We start from the raw sequence: 18959 nt of genomic DNA, 5'->3' as shown, positions 1-18959 counted from the left end.
CATAAACAGAAAACCGACCCAGGTTTCGTGTTATGAGTCACCATAAACAGAAAACTACATTTCTTGCATGAAATCAGTGTCTGTATTATCATTCAGTTAGAATTATCGACTGAAAGAGGGCTCATTATGTTAAATATTCAACCGAAAGACACACTTTTATTTATTGGGGATAGTATTACAGATTGTGGGCGCCGTGACTTTTTCCAGGCGAATCTCGGCCAAGGTTATGTCAATATGATCGCAGGTGATTTATACCGTAAATTCTTCCATTATCATTTAAATATCATCAATCGTGGAGTTTCTGGTAATACGATTGCAGATCTTGTCGAACGATGGCAAAGTGATTGCTTAGATTACCAACCTAATATTGTGACCATTCAGATTGGCATTAATGATATTTGGCATCGTCACTCAGCGGGAACGCACTTGACACCAGATGGATTGGCTCAGTTTATTGATCATTATCGTTACTTAATCCAATCTATCAAAGTACAGAACGCTGCTACCCACATCATTTTAGTCGAGCCTTTCTTACTGCCAGAACCTGAATTCAACCAAGCAATGTTAACAGACTTACTCGCAATGAATCAAGCGATTAGCCAACTCGCTGAAGATGAAGGCGTCCTTCTCGTCAAGACACATACGATTATGAATCGACTGGCGAAAGGCTTAGGTTGCGCTACGGTTGCTGGACAAGACGGTGTTCATCCAACTTCATTCGGCCATGCGCATTTAGCTGAGCGTTGGTTTGTCACCACACGAGTCTAATGTAAAGTATTTCGAATCTGCTTGCTTATTCGATATTTTTCTTTTAAACTATTGTAAGAAAATAATGATTGAGGAGGATTATCATGTCTCTTTGGATGAAAAAAATTGTCTTATTGTTAATGGGTGCCACTATTCTTACGGCGTGTCAACCACAAAACAACGCAGCTCCGACTGAAGCAACCACCGTTGAATCAACCACTGTGGCGGAAGAAGCTGAAATTGAAGTAACGATTGATATTATCGTAGAAGATGAGATTGTCAACAAAGGAGAGCAAATCTTCAAGGTTGCAGAAGGCGCAAACTTGCTGGATGTTATGAAAGAACACTTTGAGATTGTTGAAAAAGATGGTTTTATCTCTAAAATTAATGACCATGCCCAAGATGAAAAAGAAAATATTTGGTGGTTATACGATGTGAACGGCAAGATGGCAGAAGTAGGCGCCAATGAATTTGTCTTAAGTGATGGCGACCATGTTGAGTGGAAATTAACTGCCTTTGAATAAAAATTAATTTAGACCATACAAAAGCTGACTGGATAGGATCTTCCTGTCTCAGTCAGCTTTTTGGGTATTTTATTATTTTTTACGAATAATTTCGACATCGTTATCCGTGTCCTCACCCATTTGAGATTGGTTGAACATCTGTCTTCTTGTATCGTTCGTATCTGATCCCATGCGGTGCATGGCCCGACGTTCTTGTTCTTGTTGGAACTTCATCATCGCATTACGAGAGTTAAGATAGAAAAAGGCTAACCCTCCGATAATAACAACCGTAAATAAATAGACCATTGAACTCCCTCCTTGCATGCTTATTGTACTATAATTTTCGATTCTTTGATATAATGGATTGTGAAAGGAAGTGAAGTCAGTTGGCTAAAACATCGAAAATGCAACGTAAACGTATGATGCTGCAATTTGGCAATTGGATTGCATGGCTTGGAATGATTGTTGGCATCATCAGTTTCGCTTGGCAACCACAAATCCTCGCGCCGCTCAGTATATTATTTGGCTTAATTGCTTACTTTACCCCTGCTCGAAGCGCTGGTATACTCGCGTTCACAATTGGTCTTCTCTCACAGTGTCTCTTACTTATCTTCTAATTGACAGCTTGAGAAAAAATCGGTATGATAGACAAGTGATTAAGCGGTCGTGGCGGAATGGCAGACGCGCTAGCTTGAGGGGCTAGTGGGATTTACTCCTGTGGAAGTTCGAGTCTTCTCGGCCGCATGTTATATTAATAATATTGAGTTCATAATAAATCGGGTTGATAAAAATCATCAACCCGATTTTTTTATATTATTTCAATCGCTTCAAGCCAATCCGTTCCTTATCAAGATCTAAGCTAATAACTTCAACTTGGACAATATCACCAACGGCGACCGCTTCAGATGGATGTTTGATGTAGCGATTCGAAAGTTGTGAGATGTGGATGAGTCCATCTTGCTTCACCCCAATATCAACAAATGCTCCGAAGTCGACAACATTTCGAACGATGCCTTCTAACTCCATCCCGACTTCTAAGTCTTCCATCGTGAGGACATCTGAGCGCAAGGTTGGAGCTGCTTGTCCTTCCCGAATATCTGCTAAAGGATGCGCCAAACCTTGTAAAATATCTTCGGCCGTCGCTTCACCAATTTGGTGTTTTTCAGCAACTTCGCTCGCTTTTAACGCTAAGATGCGTTCAGTCGTTGACTCGGATCCGATGGTATCGAGGGTCAATCCTAAGTCCGCTAAAATCGCAACCGCTGTATCGTAAGATTCCGGGTGAATCCCCGTACTGTCCAATGGGTTGTCGCCGCCAATAATTCGCAAGAATCCAACTGCTTGTTCATAGGTTTTTGGCCCTAAACGTTTGATTTCTTTGATTTGACGACGGTTATTGAAGTGTCCAATCTCATTACGTAAAGCAATGGTATTTTTAGCAGTTGCTGACGTCATCCCCGAGACATGCTCTAAGAGTTGCGCACTGGCAGTATTAATGTCTACCCCGACCTTATTCACCGTAATATTGACAACGAAATTCAACTGCTCATTTAAGTCTTTCTGGTTCACGTCGTGCTGATATTGCCCAACACCCATGGATTTAGGGTCGATCTTAATTAATTCAGCCAATGGATCTTGTAGACGACGTGCAATCGAAACAGCACTACGCTCTTCGACTTCATAATCAGGGAATTCCTCGCGCGCAATCGCACTCGCACTATAGACTGATGCTCCCGCTTCAGAGATCACGATATACTTCGTATCCAGTTGGTGGTTTTGAATCACTTCGGCTACAAATTGCTCACTCTCACGACTAGCCGTCCCATTACCAATCGCAATAATATCTACATTGTAATCTTGAATTAATTTTAATAGTTCATCGGCTGCTTTTTCCTTGCGACTGGAACTTCCTTTAAGATGCGGATAGATGATTGCTTTATCTAACACTTTACCAGTTGGATCAACAATCGCTAATTTACATCCGGTTCGGTAAGCAGGGTCAAAGCCCATTACAACTTGGCCTTTCATCGGGGGTTGGAGCAGCAGGTTTTGCACATTATCACCGAATACTTTAATCGCTTGCTCCCCTGCGCGTTCGGATAAGCTATTGCGTAATTCGCGCTCAAGTGCCGGGAAGATAAAGCGTTTATAAGCATCACGGATGGCTTCTTCAACGCGTTCGCGTTGTGAGTCGGTTAATTCATCCATGATATAGCGCTTAATCATATAATTGATCGCTGGCACTTCATCCAGTTCGATTTTAACTGTAATGACGTCTTCTTTCTCAGCACGGTTAATGGCAAGAATTCGATGTTCAACAATCTGTTGTACTGGTTCTTGATAATCATAATATTGGCTGTAAACACCTTGCGGATCACTTTCTTCATCTTTAACCGAGGTCATTAAGATTGCATTATAAGCCATATACTTGCGGATAAAATCACGAAATTGTGGGTGGTTACCGACCTCTTCAGCTAGAATCTCATGCGCCCCTTGTAAGGCATCTTCGATGGTTTCTACTTTTTCGGATAAGCACTGCTCAGCGACCGCATCTACTTCACCTTCCCCACCGGTCTTAAGCCACTCTGCTAACGGCTCTAATCCTTGTTCGCGGGCAATCGTCGCTTTTGTCCGACGTGTCTGCTTATATGGACGATATAAGTCCTCTAATTGTTGCAGCGTGGTCGCTTGCGAAATCTCTTGCGCTAATGCATCGGTCAGCTTGTCTTGTTCAGCAATAAGACGTTGTACTTCTTCACGACGCTCTGCTAAATTCATTTGATAACGGTAGCGTTGCTCGATTTCACGAATTTGCACTTCGTCTAACGAACCTGTCTGATCTTTTCGGTACCGGGCAATAAAAGGAATCGTACTTCCTTCACTTAGTAAGTTTAGTACAACTTGAATTTGCTTCGGTTGAATCTTTGTTTCTTGACCGATACTTTTAATAATTTCTAATTCGTTGATTACTTCGTTTTTTTCTGCTGCCATACGTAATTATTCCAAACTCCTCTACTATTCCAAATACTACAAAACTCTACCTACTGATCATTGGCCTCGTCATAAGATGGCAGGTCACTTTTCTCAGAGAAAACTTCCTCAACTTCCTGTGAGTTAATCCGAATGCCAAATAACGGTCCACCATAGACCCGGCCGCCATCAATACCCCACTTGTGGTCTTCAACCCATGGTTCATCCTTATCATGCAAATAATGAATCGGCGTGTGACCGAAAATAATATTCAATCCTGTGTGATTTTTACCTTGATGGAACGGTTCACGAATCCAGACGAATTCATCGAGTGCAGTCTGGCGCCAATCTTCTTGCTCTAAATCAACGCCCGCATGAACAATCAAATGATCGCCAAAACGGTAATAAAAACGCGTTGACTCAAGCAGTGGTAAAAGCCAAGAAAATTCTTCTTTAACTCGCTCAGATAATTCGATGGCATCCATCTCGATGACCGATTCCATCGGTACCTTTAATAATTGGGAGAGCGTATAATTCCCTCCATTGCGTTCATAGAGTTTACGCTTCTCGAGTGGATTATGTAAAAAGTCCATCAACATCTTTTCGTGGTTCCCCCGTAGCGGAATAAACTGTTCTGGATATTTTTCAGTCATTTCCTTGACCCAATACAGTACTTGGTCCGAAGCGGGTCCGCGATCGATATAGTCCCCCACCATAATTAATAATTCACTTGTAGGATTCCAATGGGTTAACATCATCATTAAGTCGTCGTACATCCCATGGATATCTCCGATTACAAAAGCTTTCTCCAAACGATTCCCTCCCATCATAACGCTCTCATTATATCACAGTTTATGGATCGAAACACGAACATTCCTCCGTTAGCTATGAATCTTTTGCCTGATTTGATAGCATTCTAATCTTTGCGTTTGTATGATAGTGATGTACTTATCTTAATTTTATAGGAGGATGTTATGTTAAGTCTTGAGCGTTTCTTCAAGTTAGAGGAAAATGGAACCAATGTCAGCACAGAAATTTTGGCTGGGATTACCACTTTCTTCGCCATGTCGTACATTATCTTTGTGAATCCGGCGATTCTTGCCCTGTCGGGAATGCCAAGCCAAGCAGTCTTTTTAGCGACAATTTTTGCTTCAGCGATTTCAACGGTATTTATTGGACTATTCGCAAATGTACCTTATGCTCTAGGTCCAGGTATGGGATTGAACGCTTTCTTTACCTATACCGTTGTTTTTGGGTTAGGTTTCACTTGGCAAGAAGCTTTGTCTATGGTCTTTATTTGCGGAATTATTAACGTATTAATTACAATTACAAACGTACGTAAAATGCTAATTCTAGCTATTCCTGATTTTATCCAACATGCAATTTCTGCTGGTATTGGTGTTTTTATTGCGTATTTAGGAATTAAAAATGCGGGGCTACTAACTTTCTTAGCAGACGCTACTCAAATTATCTCCGTTAACGGAACGGCAGGTAACCAAGTCAGCGCGGGCCAAGGTGTTGAAACAATTCTGATGAATGGTGGCGTCTTACCTGAGCTAGCCAATGTGCTAGATATCGAAATCTTACTCGTGATTGTAGGACTTTTCATTACCGTCGCCTTAATGATTCTCAATGTTCGAGGGGCAATCTTAATTGGAATCATCGCCACTACGGCACTAGCCATCGCAACTGGGACGGTTGATTTATCATCGATTGATTTTGGTGCGAGCAACTTAGCAAATTCATTCAAAGCTTTAGGCGAAACCTTTTTCGTTATTTTCAAGCCGGAAGGTTTACCGTCACTCTTCCGAGACCCGACACGGATTCCTGTCGTCATTATGACAATTTTTGCCTTTAGTTTATCGGATGTCTTCGATACAATCGGAACTTTTATCGGAACGGGCCGTCGCAGCGGCATCTTCTCAGACCAAGATATTGCTGAACTCGAACACTCTTCAGGGATTACGTCTAAAATGGACCGCGCGCTCTTCGGGGATTCTTTTGGAACAGTCTTTGGTGCACTATTAGGGACAAGTAATACGACGACCTTTGTTGAATCCGCTGCAGGGATTGGCGCGGGCGGTAGAACAGGTTTAACTTCTGTCTCAACCGCTGTGTGCTTTATCTTAGCCATGTTTCTATCTCCAATTATCGGTGTCGTCCCACCTCAAGCAACCGCTCCAGCACTGATCGTTGTCGGTGTTTTAATGTTAGCTAGTTTTGCTGAAATTAATTGGTCTGACTTTGAAATTGCTGTTCCAGCATTCTTCGGTTCCGTCTTTATGGGGCTTTGCTACTCCATTTCTAATGGGATTGCGGCTGCTTTTATCACATACGGTGTGATCAAAATTATTAAAGGAGAAGCTAAAGAAGTCCATCCTATTTTATGGATTTCAATGGGACTCTTTATACTGAACTATATTGTTTTAGGTGTGCTATAAGCATTCATAATTTAGTCCATATAAAAAGAAGGTGCATTGCGCACCTTCTTTTATGTTAGGCTTTTGTACTATAAGGTTTCAATTTGGTCAAATAAATCGGCATTCTTTTCAATTTGGACTTTGTTACCAATTACAACAACGGTACTATCTTGTAACGCTTGATGCAATGGCTCTTGATACGCATGAACCTCTTCCAAGGTCGTATCGAGGACTTCTTGCTTCAGTTTTAATAAATCTTCTGTTGTGACGCCTTGCTGATCCATAAAGAATGCCGCCGCTCCTTTGTCATAGGCTGATTTCGGTTGAATTAAACTACTATATGTTCCAATTATTTTCTTCAAGAGAGCTTCTTCAGAGATATCGATTTCCGCTAAGTAATCTGGTAATTGATGATAAACTTCCAAGGTACGTGCAATATGCGGATCGCGGTAGGAAGTAAAACACAGACGACCTGAACGGTCATTGCGATATCCTGCACCGTAGGCACCGCCTTGAACGCGTACCACATTCCATAAGAAATCATAGTTCGCAATATTCGCCATAACTAAGCTCGACCCACGAAATTCTATCGCTTCACGCGAATCTGCACCTAAGACGACATAGTTCACGTCTTGTGAAGTAATGAAGGCTTCGTTGCGCTTTGATCCTGGTTGGTAATGCACTGCTTCACCCATCGGTTCTGAGCTTAATGAAGCAAATTTATCGGTTAGAATGGCTTGAACTTCTTCCGCTACGGCTGCATCTCCAATGTAATGTGCATTGAAGCGGTCACGGTGAAGCAACTTCGCAAATACTTGACGTAGTTGATCTAATTTTGCTTCCGCTTGGTCGGATTCAAACTCTTTACGGAATGTGTTTAGATAGCTAAAGAATTCAATCCCTTTTGCATTATCAGCTAATTTAGAGCCTGGACGTAACTGACTTGCCGCTCGCGCTGCCGCTAACATATTCGCTCTAAAATCAACTAATTGCTCAAAATCAGAAATCGAAGCTGCGACCACATTTTGCACTTCTGTCTTGTTGTTAAAGGTTGAGGCTGTTGCGACGTCATGCAGCAAGTCAACGAGAGTTTCAAGTTGATCATGTAGGGCTTTCCCTTTGATGACGAAGTAAGGCTTCACCAGACCCGCACGATTTTCTAAGACCACTACTTCACTATCGATACCCCCCGTATGAGAGTCAATCGCAATTTTCAACTCGCTCAGCGAGTGATTTTCAGTAGAGACGTTAGTTAAAAGATTCGATAATAGGCCGAGCGCAATATAATCTTTGGCTTCAAAATCCGACAAGTCAAAGTATAGATTAATATAGTCGATGCCTGAAGTAAATTGTTCGCTCACATAGAACGTACCAAAGTCTGCCCAGTCTTTTTTCGTTAAGTTATAATCTTCTTGCTCAATCGTTAAGTCTGAGCGTTGAAGTGACGGAATCTTATCCAAGTCTTCCGGTTTATCCGGTGTAGATTGACGCTCCATGAGTTGGTGAGTGCTTTCTACAATAGCCTCAAGCTCTTCTTGACTTAAGCTAGCCTTATATTCTTGGAGTTTTTCAAGCACCGCTGCTTCAGCTCGGTCATTTTTACCCGGTTCTGCTTCAAGAACAACTTCAACACGATGTGGGTTATCCAATAATTTCTCTTGGATTAATGTTTCTAAGTATCCTGACTTCGCACGCTTCGCGACTTCTTCTAAATAATGTGAGAATTCAAACATTAAATAAGGCGCTTCGTCATATAACCAACCTGCTAAGGATTGAATCGCGAAGATGACACCACGTGGGTTACTCTCTGAAATTGCGGCTTCTTTAAATTTAAAACCAATTTTATTTAAAGCAGAATCAATTAATTGCGTTGGAATACCTTCTTTAACTAATTGTGTTAAGGTTTCATGGACAACTTGCTTGAATGTCTCTAACTTCGAAGCATCAGAATATTTGGCGGTAATATTGAACATATCAACATAGCCTAGTGGGTCCATGGAACCTTCGATGCTACCTCCAACTTGCGCTTCCAGCAAGGCTTTCTTCAATGGAGATTCATTATTTCCCATTAAAATTTCGCAGAGAACTTCCATTCCATAGAGATCGAGTTGATCTTCTGCAGTTAATACGTCCCAAGCGAGCGTTAAGAATGTTTTACCTGTTGGATCTTCTCCGTCCGTAATTGAATACGTCGCATCAATATGTTCTTTGACTGGTGCGGTTAGGGTAAAAGCTAAATTGATAACTTCATCACTTTTTTCATAAGTGTCAAAGTATTCTTCTAATAGATCAAATGCTGGCGCTTCTTCCATATCACCGTATAAAATCGTGAAAGAATTAGACGGATGGTAGTGTGTCGCGTGATAATCTACAAACTCTTGGTAGGTCAAATCTGGAATCGCTCGAGGATGCCCGCCTGATTCATGGCGGTAGGCTGAATCCGGATAAAGTGCCGCAGAAAGAATATTGTAGAGCTGAACTTCTGGTGAAGCCGTTGCTCCCTTCATTTCGTTATAAACGACACCGGTATAGATTAAATCATCTTCCAAATTCTCTAAATGATAATGCCAGCCTTCTTGCGCTAAAATTTGTGAATCATGGCGCAAGTTCGGACGGAATACCGCATCCATATAAACGCTCATTAAGTTCATAAAATCTTTTTGATTTGTCGACGCAATCGGGTACACGGTCTTATCTGGGTAGGTAATTGCGTTAACAAAGGTATTCAATGATCCTTTGATGATTTCTACAAACGGTTCTTTTGACGGGTACTTCTCGGACCCATTCAACACCGCATGCTCAATAATATGCGTAATCCCGTTGTCACTGTATGGTGGTGTGCGGAACCCAATCATAAATGCTTTGTTTGGATCCTCATTCGCTAACCTTAAAACTCTTGCGCCCGTCTTTTCGTGTTGATAGACGGTCGCCGTCGACTGAATATCGGGTAGCTCACGTGTTTCTATTTTTTTAAAAGCCATTGGCTCACTCCTTAATTTATCGTTTAATCAATTATAAATATAATTGAAGCGTTTTACAACAGAGAAGATGAGCGCTTTGAAGGTTGACCGCTAAGTTTTCTTGGTTTGACTGAGACTGTGGGTGATTTAGGAGATACAGGTGCTCATAAACAGAAAGTGGGTCGAGTTTTCTGTTTGTGGAGTGTCATAAACAGAAAGTAGATCGAGTTTTCGTGTTATGGTGTTCCATAAACAGAAATATTTTTGCACCAGGATTTCCTTATTCAAAAAAGGTTTGGCGAGATCGCCAAACCTATCTTCGATTAAATATGCTTTCCTTCTTTTGAAGAAGATAGAATTACTCCTCCTAAAACCACAGCCATCAAGCTCGTAATAACCAGTGCTATTCTGGCAGAATTCTCACCTGTCTCAGGTAGATTGCCTTTGTTTTGTTCGGTCTTAGTTTCCTAATATTTGTTAAATAATAATTCTCTGACTTTTTTTATTACTGTCACTGTCATACTTGCCCAGTATTAACTCGGTCTTATTTTTTTACCACCTTTCCTTCACTAACGGTGCATTGCAATCACACCTTTTTGTAAAATACTTAAAGAGTATACTCCATTATTCATTGCTTTACTGGCTTTTATTCACCTATTTTGTTTTTATTCCGAACAACTCCATCACACTCTTATCAGTTTGTTAAATTACAGAAATTTATATTCCAAGTTTTATCACATAACTACTATTTAAGAACACCCACTTACTCCAATCAAAAAAATCGCCTCACAATCGTGAGACGATAAATCATCTAATTTAACGTTTTATTTTGTTAAGACCATGTTGGATAGCATCGATGTGTCTGAGTCATTAATGAGTCTGACTGTTTGATAAATCCAAAGAAACGTTTCAACATTTGGCATCGATTGAATGTTAAAGGTATGAATGCCCTGAGTTTCAGGGATATCGTAGCTTGTCATAATAATTTCGTACTCACGACTCTTTAAAACTTGCTCCCAATCGATGGGGCGGTTTTGTACATGTACTGTCACATAGCTATAGACAATTGGATCCAAGATCGCTTTATATTCCAGGTCATATTGGTAGTTACCTGTATAAAGTAATAGATCAATTTTTACAATTTTATTTAGTTCTAGAATCGTATCTGGCCAGATAATAATATAATAGAACAATAAAAACTCCATTCTTTCAGTATAGATTTCGGGATTTACATTCAATTTTTCGCAAAAATCTTGAATAATTGCTCGTACATCAAGAATATATTGTGGATTGATAACCGCAACTTCATGAACCAAATTACTTTGATGCCCAATCGGATCATCAATAATAAACTTCATATTTTCATTTTCTGAGACACATAAGTTATAGATGGTTAAAGAAATCATTTCAATATCTTTCTGTGTAGCGGCTTGTAATTCATACTTATCCTTGAGTTTGAACATATGTTGCTCAAATTCTACGATTGCATTTTTGACGTGATCCGGAATCATTTTATTTTTTTCGAGCATCGAACGGTTTAGCAATGTTCCCTCATATATAATTCCCGGCGCCAGTTGTGGAATTAATTCGAATAACGAAAAGACTCGTCCATGAATTTCTACTTCATCAAAAGGGTCTTGGCCAGATAAGATAACGGATAAGTCTTTATTTCCAATCGCCCAATCTTCCTTCATTAAGGGATAACCGTTCACAAAACGCTCATAGTTTAAGCCAACTTGTAAATACAGTAGCGGATTCGAAGTAAAGTTTTTGAGATAAGGTGAATTTGCTGACATTATTTCAAAAAGTTCAATTGCTTCCTGTTGGCTAATATCTTTGAAAGGCCACACAGAAATATCATCATAATGGTGTAAAATATATGGATAGATTAAGCGAATCATTAATTCATCCCCTCGTAGTTCAAGGGGAGAGGTTGTAATCTGTAGTGGAATCTTTGATTCCTCAAAAAACTGATTGATTTGTTTAATTGCTCGATACGTAGAACTTCGACTGACAAAAATCCGTTCACTAAACTCTTCAATCGAACGATATTTTTCCCGAATCAAAGCACATAATAAACGAAATGTTGTTGCTTTTTCGCTATATTTTCGGAAATAATATTTATCTGTCGTCGTACGGTTTAAGCCAATATTAATTAGACTTCCAGACTCAGTGACGACTAATTCATTCGGGAAAATTTCCTGAATTTCATTCAAATCTCGGATAATCGTTGACCGAGTGCAATCTAAGCGCTCAGAAAGTTCTTTATAGGTCAAATTTAAATTTTCATTTTGCTGATAAAGATTGAGCAGCGATAATTGTCGGCGATCTTTGGTTGAAAGAAGCCTTAGCATTCTTACTTCCTCCTATAATATTGTTATATCGTCTTCACATTATTATACTAGTATACCATAAACAGTTTTATATTCATGTCCATAAATATTTCGATAAAATTATTTTACGAACAATGTTGAAAAATAGACGATATTATGAAACCAAAAAACCGAATCCTCACACTTTAAGTGACTGGATTCGGTCTTTATGATTGTTTAATTTAAGATTAATACCAGTGGTTTGCGTGCCAGAAGTCAATGGCTCCTTGAACACTACCGTAACGGTTTACCATGTAATCATACATCCAAGCAAGTTGCGTATAAGGGTTGGTTGCCCAGTCTACGCCATGACTTGCCATCTTATTACCTGGTAATGCTTGTGGTAATCCATAAGCACCACTTGTTGGGTTCGAAATAGTATGATTCCAACCCGATTCGCGTTGGATAATATATGCCCAACCTTCAATCTCACTTGCGGATAACCCTTTCTGGATAGCCAGTTGATCAAATGCTTCACGTGCGCTAAGATTTTGAGGCGCACTCGTATCAACCGTCGTTACTTCTGTTGTTTCTTCTTGCCATAGTGATTCTGTTTCAACCACTTCAACGGTTGTAACAGGTTCTTGCGTTAGCTCTGTCACTACTTCTGGGATCGTTTCAGTAATTTGTGTCGTCACTTCTGCAGTTTCTTCCACATAAGTTTCTTCCACAGTTGCTTCTTCCGCAGTTGTTTCTTCAACATAGGTTGGTTGTTCTATCACAGTAGCTTCTTCAGTTTCTGTTGGATTTTGGTTAAATGAAGCTGTATCAACTAACAATGAACGCTCATTCGACTCCGTTTCAGAAATTTCCGTTTGTGGCGCATCAACTTGTTGCGTTAAGTAAAGCGAACGTCCAGCTACAATATGATTTGGGTTATCAATATTGTTTAATGCCATAACTTCTGCGACAGAGATCCGCATTGCTTTAGCGATTGTTGAAAGCGTGTCTCCCCAACGGATGGTGTAAACATTATTGTATTGCAAATCATTTTGAATCGAGTAAGCAACTTCATTGTAAGTACGTTGGATCCAATCGTTAACTAACGTTAATGATTGGTGAGATGTTGATTGTGCTGAGACCGGCTGTCCCACTGATAAGATTAAGCTACTTGTAAGTGTCATCATGATGACTTTAAATGATTTCTTCATATAATCTCCTTCGGCAATCCTTCGAAATAAACAAATTGTGTCGGGACTGCATTCGTAGTATAGATGTTATCTTACAATAAGCCGATAAAAAGGAAAAGCGTTAAACGCGATTTGTAAATCGAGCTTAACGCTTCTTACACGGCATGAAATTTTTGTTAACAAATTGTAATACTATGCCAAGCTTTCAACTTGATCCAATAAGCTATCAACATAGGCAATCGTTTGATGTAGCGCTTCTGGCGTGCTCATATCAACATCTGCTGCTTGTGCTAGTTCAAGTGGGCTCAGTGTTCCACCTGCTTTTAAGACGTCAAGCCATTGCTTGATCGCCTCAGTTTCGCCTTTAGCAATCCGTTGTCCCATTTGAGTTCCGATAGTTAATCCTGCTGAATAAGTGTATGGATAGAGTCCCATATGATAATGTGGTTGACGCATCCACGTTAATTCTGCGCCCGGATTAATTTCGACAGCGCCTTGCCAGAAATTCTCTAAAGTTTCTTTGAAGAATTGGTTAAGTACTGCTGCATTCAAGACATCTTCTCGGTCTACTGCTTGATAAACTTTGCGTTGGAAGTCCGCTTCCAATAAATGCGTTACCATATTATGGTAATATGTCCGTGAGATGAATTCAGTAATTAAACTGCGCTTAGCTTGATCATCGATATCTTGCGCTAATAAGTATTGGCACATAATAACCTCATTACACGTTGATGGCGCTTCGACAAAGTACATACTTGGTTCTGGAGTGATTGCAAGTTGATCACGATACTGAAGTACAAAATGTCCAGCATGGCCTAATTCGTGTGCTAGTACTAAAACTTCACTTAATAACCCCGTCCAGTTTAATAAGATATAAGCAGGTCCTTGGTAACTTGTCGAACAAAATCCTCCAGTCGACTTCGTCTGATTCATTGGGTAGTCGATCCACCGCTCAGCAAAGGCTTGGCGGAAAATAGCTAAATATTCATCCCCCATCACTTGGAAAGCATCAAGCAACATCTGTTCACTTTGCTCAATCGTAATATGGCTCGATTCTCCTTTAGTGAAAGGCATCTTAATATCAGCTAATGAGACTTTTTCTAATCCATGTTCTTTGGCAAGTAATGTTGCATAGCGTTGCATGACGGGTGCAAAATCATTGGTTAACGTATCGATAATTTGATTGTAGCTATCACGTGTGACTTTCTGGTCAAATAATAAATAGTCGATAACTGAATCAAAGCCACGTAATGTTGCCATTTTCTTCTCAGTTTGCACGCGATTAATATAATTACTTGCAAGTGTATGCTGATAACGTGCAAGACTTTGATGGAATGCATCCCAACTTGCGTGGCGTATTTTGAAGTCCGGATGCCCTTCATAATCACCTTCGAATGCATTGAAGCTATTCATATAAACTTTGCCGTCAATTTCAAAGTTGTCAAACGCCATATCTTGGAATTTAGTAGCACCATACAATGCGTAAGAATGATAAAGATTTCCACTTAAATAACTCAAAGCATCCTCTACTGCCGGGTCTAGTCGAATATCTTTATAACGAATAATTTCATCGATAAAGTATTGGTAAGGCGCGCCTTCTGGCGTCGATTTTACTTGCTCGAGCAACTCGGTACTTATGGCGCTTAACTCAGAATGATAGAACGATAAGCCTTGACTCAGCTTACCAAGTAAAAATCCTAACCGCACCGCATTTTCTTCATATTGCGAATTTGTTTTATCGACTTCATAACCGAGTGAAGCATACATTCGGATGTGGTTTATTGACCGTTCAATTTCCTCATATTCAATAAGTGATTGAACAATCATTTTAATATCTTTCAGTTGGTTTTTGTATTGTTGATGGAATTGTTCCACCTTTTGCTTGAGTGATTCAACCGCTGCTTCAAACTCAGCTTGATCGCTAAATAGTAGTGATAAATCCCATGTTTCCTGGGTTGGAACTTGGTCTCGTGTTGGTAATTGGGTCATATTTTTACCTCCATTTAATGATTATCATTATCATAAATTATCCTCGCGCTCCTGGCAAGGACAAATATAGAAGTTTTAATATGAAGGATAATATTACAATAATTTATTATTTTATTCATTTATTCAATCGCCGTTGTGTGTTAAAATATAGATATCGATTCAGCATAAAGGGGGCCAAAAAATGCAAAAAATTGATGTTAATAGTCATGAAATCGATGAAATTGTGGAAATCTTAAAAGTACTAGCGCATCCAATTCGCTATTCAATTGCTAAGACATTACTAGAAAATGGTTCGATGAACGTTAAATCTATCCAAGAAAATTTAGATTTACCACAATCAACAGTTTCTCAACATATCAGCAAAATGCGACAATTAGGTGTCGTTAACAATAATCGTGAAGGTACTAAGATTTTCTATGATATCGTTAATCCAATTGCGATTAATGTGATCAAAAGCACCGTTAAATAACTTTATCAATAAGAATTAACTTTAGGCTGAACCTTTGGGGGGTTCAGCCTTTTTTATGCAAAAAAAACGATCCTTCCGGATCGCTAAATATTAAAAGATTATTCTTCCACTTTAATCCATAAGTCAGAACGTACTTCATTGAACGCGTCGTGAACACGCAGTGATAACATTGCTAAGCTGTCCGCAATAGTGTCATAGTTGGCAGGGTATGCCGTATAAACTGCGAGCGAATAAGAACCATAAGGCGTAATAAAAGTTGCCACATCATTTTGTTCGCTTGAACCGAGTCCAGACTTATTATATGAAGTTGTCGCTCCACCATAAAGATAACTTCTCAGAAAAGTATGTGTGTTCATAAATAATTTATTAACTAGCATATCGTCGTAGGGCTCGCCATTTAGACGATTATTGTATAGTAAAGCAAAAAATCGTGCAGCATCAGAAGGGGTGGTCGTTAAGTAAGTATCTTCTCCATAATACTTGCCATAAACATAGGTATCGAAGAGTCCGATTTGTTGAAGTCTTGGGTTTATTTTCTCGCCGCCTCCGACCGTATCAATTAACATATTGGCTGCAGTATTATCCGAGTAAATTGCCACTAAATCCACTAATTCATCAATATAAAATTGGCTGCCGGTCGGATATCCTTGAATGATACCAGCTCCAGGGACACGATCGGAATCATAGAGCGTGACCACTTGATAAGGGTCTAATTCACCCGTTCGATATTGATGATATAACTCCCCAAGCACATAAATCTTCTGAGTACTGGCCGGGAAAAACGGATGATCATTGACGCTCACTTGAGCCATCGTTTCATTATTAATAAATGATGCTCCTACGTCTGCCGCAATACTATCCACTTCTTCTTGTAACACAGCTTCAATCGTATCAAGCAGTGTTCGTTCACTGTAATACGTTGGGACATAGTGTGTTCTCGATAGGTCTTGTTGTATCCAGCCTAATTCATCATAGCCCACCATAACATGCAACCAAACTTGGTTTTCACTTCGATATTCTTCAACGACTTCAAGTGGCATATCGTAGAAATTCTTCGTTGAAGCGACTAATACAGATCCTCGAGTACCCGGAGGCGATGAGAGAATCAATTGATCGGTTGCTTTATATAATATGCTATAATGATTCGATTTTAGTGAATACATTTGCTTATAGTCATCTTGGTTTCGCTCAAAAAATAATGACTTGCCGATTGACGGGGAAAGTTGCTTGATAATTCTGCTTTGCTCAATAAAGTTATCCAAATCATCTTGACTTAAAGAAGTTGGTTGGATCACACCTTGATTATAATAAAGGTATTCTCCATCTGTATCTTGGTGCCAACCTGTATAAAGTCTATCATCCTGGAATAAATATCTCTTACCTTGATATTCATACCATCTTAATTCATTAATTCCCTCATCCTCTACTAATCGATATTGATTCGCATAAGAATACGGAGAATCTTTTGCAACTTGAGGACTATTATAGAACCATGGGAGCTCATCTTCGGTTAACCCTGCCGGCAGTGAACGCATTTGATCGCTTGAAACAACTTGAGCGATGAGTGATTCTTTCTCACGGTTACTAACGCCTACCTCAAGATAGTCATCTTTCATTCGCTTGACTAAAAATCCACCTTCAGGGGTTAAGTCAAGCTCCATTTTTGAATAATGTAAATCACTTGTGTCAAAAGGATTTTTCACAAAGGTCTGCAACCATTGTGAGACTTGGTAGGTCACATCCTCTTGAACAAAAGTATGGATTGAGGCATAAAGCACACCACCAGTCAGTAAACCTAGTAATAGGATAAAAATCCCCCATTGACGCTTTGTATAGGGTTTATTCAATGCTTAAACCTCCTCTAATCGTTATAATTCAAGATTTGGATTGATAATTAATTCGACTTCCTGACGGTAATGTTCTTCCAGGTGTTGTGTCCACGTGATTTCAGGATAATGTTCGATAAATCGTTGATAGGAAAATTGTTCGCGTAGCTCAATTTCATCTTGATGTTGATGAATCACTTGATGCTGAATAAAGGCATCATAAGCGGTGCGGTTTAATTCTCCGCCTTGTTCTTGGTACCATTGATCTGCTATTAAATGTGTGTAAAATTGGTCGTGCGCTTTTTGTTCTAAAAACGCTATTATGTCTATACCATTGGATATTCCCCACGTTTGTTGAACATACTCATCCAGTGAGAGCCCCTCAGCTTCTGCTTGTTCATCCACTTTCTCAATATAGGCTTCACTATAAGTATCTAATTCATCAGGGTCAATCACAAACTCACTGTGTACTCGATAAAATTTGATGACTTCCGGTAAAATCACTCGATAAAAATGTTGTTCGTATAATCGATTAGTATAAAGCTCTACACCCAATTGTTCTAATTGTTCAACTGATGTTATTTGAGGTAGATTGAGCTGTTGAATCATTTCATCGGTTAAATGCGTCGTAAATTCCCCCGTATTCGCTTCGTATTCTTTTTTAGCTTTTAATAATAATGGTTGAGCAATCGTATCTCGCGATGGCATTTCAAGTTGTAAAAGTTCGGGTGAAATCGGTATTGATGGATCGTTTATCGTTAATTTAACTGTACTTTTCATCATCATCCTCCATAACTCAAATTTTATCAAAATAGTTAGAAATAACAAGACCTTAGCGCACTGGCTATAGCTATCCATTGAATTATAATTTTCTCCATTGTCTTATTGAGATGTATTATGAGAGAATAAAACGTTTTCCACATTTTGGCTCTATGAAAGCGATTTGTTGAAAAGAAAATTCTAATTGTATTAATATCCCACTTTAAAGACAAGAAGAACTACCTATACTATAATAATATATGTAATGAGGTTACAAAATAAATGAATTTTTGAAAGGGGAATTACTATGGTTGCAATGCAAATTTTATCAACTCATATTCAAGCTCAAAAAGATTCCGGAACAGTTATTAAAAACAACTGGCGCCAATTATATCGTCGTGATAGTCAATTTACTTATCCTGAAGCAACTTTAGTGTTGCCAAAGAATCGTAAAAACTAATTTCTAATAACTAACGAGCACACATTTTCGAATGTGTGCTCTTTTTTGTTCGGATGGATAGTGTAGGAAGGGAACCTATCTGGATTTCAGTATCTAGATAGATTCAAGCGACAAACCTACTTAGATTTACAAATCCAAGATGATTCAAGTGACAAACCTACTTGGATTTACGAATCCAAGATGATTCAAGCGGCAAACCTATTTGGATTTACAAATCCAAGATGATTCAAACGATAAACCTATTTGGATTTTTAAATCCTAGATGATTCAAACGACGAATCTATTTGGATTTACATATCCAAGATGATTCAAGCGATAAACCTACTTGGATTTACATATCCAAGATGATTCAAG

The 18959-nt window shown here is 39.3% G+C and carries 15 protein-coding genes, 1 tRNA gene and 1 pseudogene; 7 read left to right on the top strand and 10 right to left on the bottom strand.

Translation table 11 applies throughout. From position 1 onward, the window contains the following. The first annotated feature begins 126 nt into the window (after positions 1-126). The gene (locus HMPREF9707_RS01525; RefSeq protein WP_006700949.1) at positions 127-768 is read left to right on the top strand and encodes an SGNH/GDSL hydrolase family protein; all 642 of its coding nucleotides are present in this window, start codon (positions 127-129) and stop codon (positions 766-768) included. An 83-nt stretch (positions 769-851) separates the two neighbouring features. Next, positions 852-1271, top strand: coding sequence for a DUF4430 domain-containing protein (locus HMPREF9707_RS01520; RefSeq protein ID WP_006700948.1), 420 nt, complete (start codon positions 852-854; stop codon positions 1269-1271). Between the two features lie 72 nt (positions 1272-1343). Here the strand turns inward: HMPREF9707_RS01520 and HMPREF9707_RS01515 are convergent, their stop codons facing one another. Next, the gene (locus HMPREF9707_RS01515) at positions 1344-1556 is read right to left on the bottom strand and encodes a hypothetical protein (RefSeq protein WP_006700947.1); all 213 of its coding nucleotides are present in this window, start codon (positions 1554-1556) and stop codon (positions 1344-1346) included. 80 nt (positions 1557-1636) lie between these two features. On the opposite strand from HMPREF9707_RS01515, the gene HMPREF9707_RS01510 reads away from it, so the two are divergent. Beyond that, positions 1637-1867, top strand: a complete 231-nt coding sequence (locus tag HMPREF9707_RS01510; protein ID WP_040442810.1) for a hypothetical protein — start codon at positions 1637-1639, stop codon at positions 1865-1867. Positions 1868-1910: 43 nt separating this feature from the next. Beyond that, a tRNA-Leu gene (locus HMPREF9707_RS01505) sits at positions 1911-1994 on the top strand. Between the two features lie 69 nt (positions 1995-2063). Here the strand turns inward: HMPREF9707_RS01505 and HMPREF9707_RS01500 are convergent. Together HMPREF9707_RS01500 and HMPREF9707_RS01495 are read right to left on the bottom strand one after the other, a co-directional pair. After that, a complete protein-coding gene (locus tag HMPREF9707_RS01500) occupies positions 2064-4241 on the bottom strand; it encodes a Tex family protein (protein ID WP_006700946.1) in 2178 nt (725 codons plus the stop codon). Between the two features lie 50 nt (positions 4242-4291). Then, complete coding sequence (locus HMPREF9707_RS01495) at positions 4292-5032, bottom strand: metallophosphoesterase family protein (protein WP_198003476.1); 741 nt, start codon at positions 5030-5032, stop codon at positions 4292-4294. Between the two features lie 162 nt (positions 5033-5194). Between HMPREF9707_RS01495 and HMPREF9707_RS01490 the strand changes: the two genes are divergently transcribed. Next, complete coding sequence (locus tag HMPREF9707_RS01490) at positions 5195-6661, top strand: NCS2 family permease (protein WP_006700944.1); 1467 nt, start codon at positions 5195-5197, stop codon at positions 6659-6661. 68 nt (positions 6662-6729) lie between these two features. Here the strand turns inward: HMPREF9707_RS01490 and HMPREF9707_RS01485 are convergent, their stop codons facing one another. From HMPREF9707_RS01485 to pepF, 5 genes and pseudogenes are all read right to left on the bottom strand, one after another. Next, the gene (locus HMPREF9707_RS01485) at positions 6730-9621 is read right to left on the bottom strand and encodes an insulinase family protein (protein ID WP_006700943.1); all 2892 of its coding nucleotides are present in this window, start codon (positions 9619-9621) and stop codon (positions 6730-6732) included. Between the two features lie 302 nt (positions 9622-9923). After that, positions 9924-10046: pseudogene (locus HMPREF9707_RS09305) on the bottom strand (LPXTG cell wall anchor domain-containing protein); the annotation flags it as partial. Between the two features lie 378 nt (positions 10047-10424). Then, entirely contained in the window at positions 10425-11954 is a 1530-nt protein-coding gene (locus HMPREF9707_RS01480; RefSeq protein WP_006700942.1) for a helix-turn-helix domain-containing protein, read from the bottom strand. A gap of 206 nt (positions 11955-12160) precedes the next feature. After that, complete coding sequence (locus tag HMPREF9707_RS08420) at positions 12161-13123, bottom strand: LysM peptidoglycan-binding domain-containing protein (protein ID WP_006700941.1); 963 nt, start codon at positions 13121-13123, stop codon at positions 12161-12163. A gap of 171 nt (positions 13124-13294) precedes the next feature. Then, entirely contained in the window at positions 13295-15091 is a 1797-nt protein-coding gene (gene pepF, locus HMPREF9707_RS01470) for an oligoendopeptidase F (protein WP_006700940.1), read from the bottom strand. A gap of 181 nt (positions 15092-15272) precedes the next feature. On the opposite strand from pepF, the gene HMPREF9707_RS01465 reads away from it, so the two are divergent. After that, complete coding sequence (locus tag HMPREF9707_RS01465) at positions 15273-15560, top strand: ArsR/SmtB family transcription factor (RefSeq protein WP_006700939.1); 288 nt, start codon at positions 15273-15275, stop codon at positions 15558-15560. Between the two features lie 98 nt (positions 15561-15658). On the opposite strand, the gene HMPREF9707_RS01460 is transcribed toward HMPREF9707_RS01465, so the two are convergent. After that, positions 15659-17407, bottom strand: coding sequence for a serine hydrolase (locus HMPREF9707_RS01460; protein WP_006700938.1), 1749 nt, complete (start codon positions 17405-17407; stop codon positions 15659-15661). A gap of 21 nt (positions 17408-17428) precedes the next feature. Next, positions 17429-18166: a hypothetical protein gene (locus HMPREF9707_RS01455; RefSeq protein WP_006700937.1), complete on the bottom strand. Its 738-nt coding sequence runs from the start codon at positions 18164-18166 to the stop codon at positions 17429-17431. A gap of 286 nt (positions 18167-18452) precedes the next feature. On the opposite strand from HMPREF9707_RS01455, the gene HMPREF9707_RS08865 reads away from it, so the two are divergent. After that, positions 18453-18605 carry a hypothetical protein gene (locus HMPREF9707_RS08865; RefSeq protein WP_006700936.1) on the top strand — a complete coding sequence of 51 codons (153 nt, stop codon included), beginning with the start codon at positions 18453-18455 and terminating at the stop codon, positions 18603-18605. Positions 18606-18959 lie beyond the last annotated feature (354 nt).

The organism is Falseniella ignava CCUG 37419 (assembly GCF_000301055.1).
Taxonomy (GTDB): Bacteria; Bacillota; Bacilli; order Lactobacillales; family Aerococcaceae; genus Falseniella; species Falseniella ignava.
This window is presented reverse-complemented; position numbering and strand designations above follow the sequence as displayed.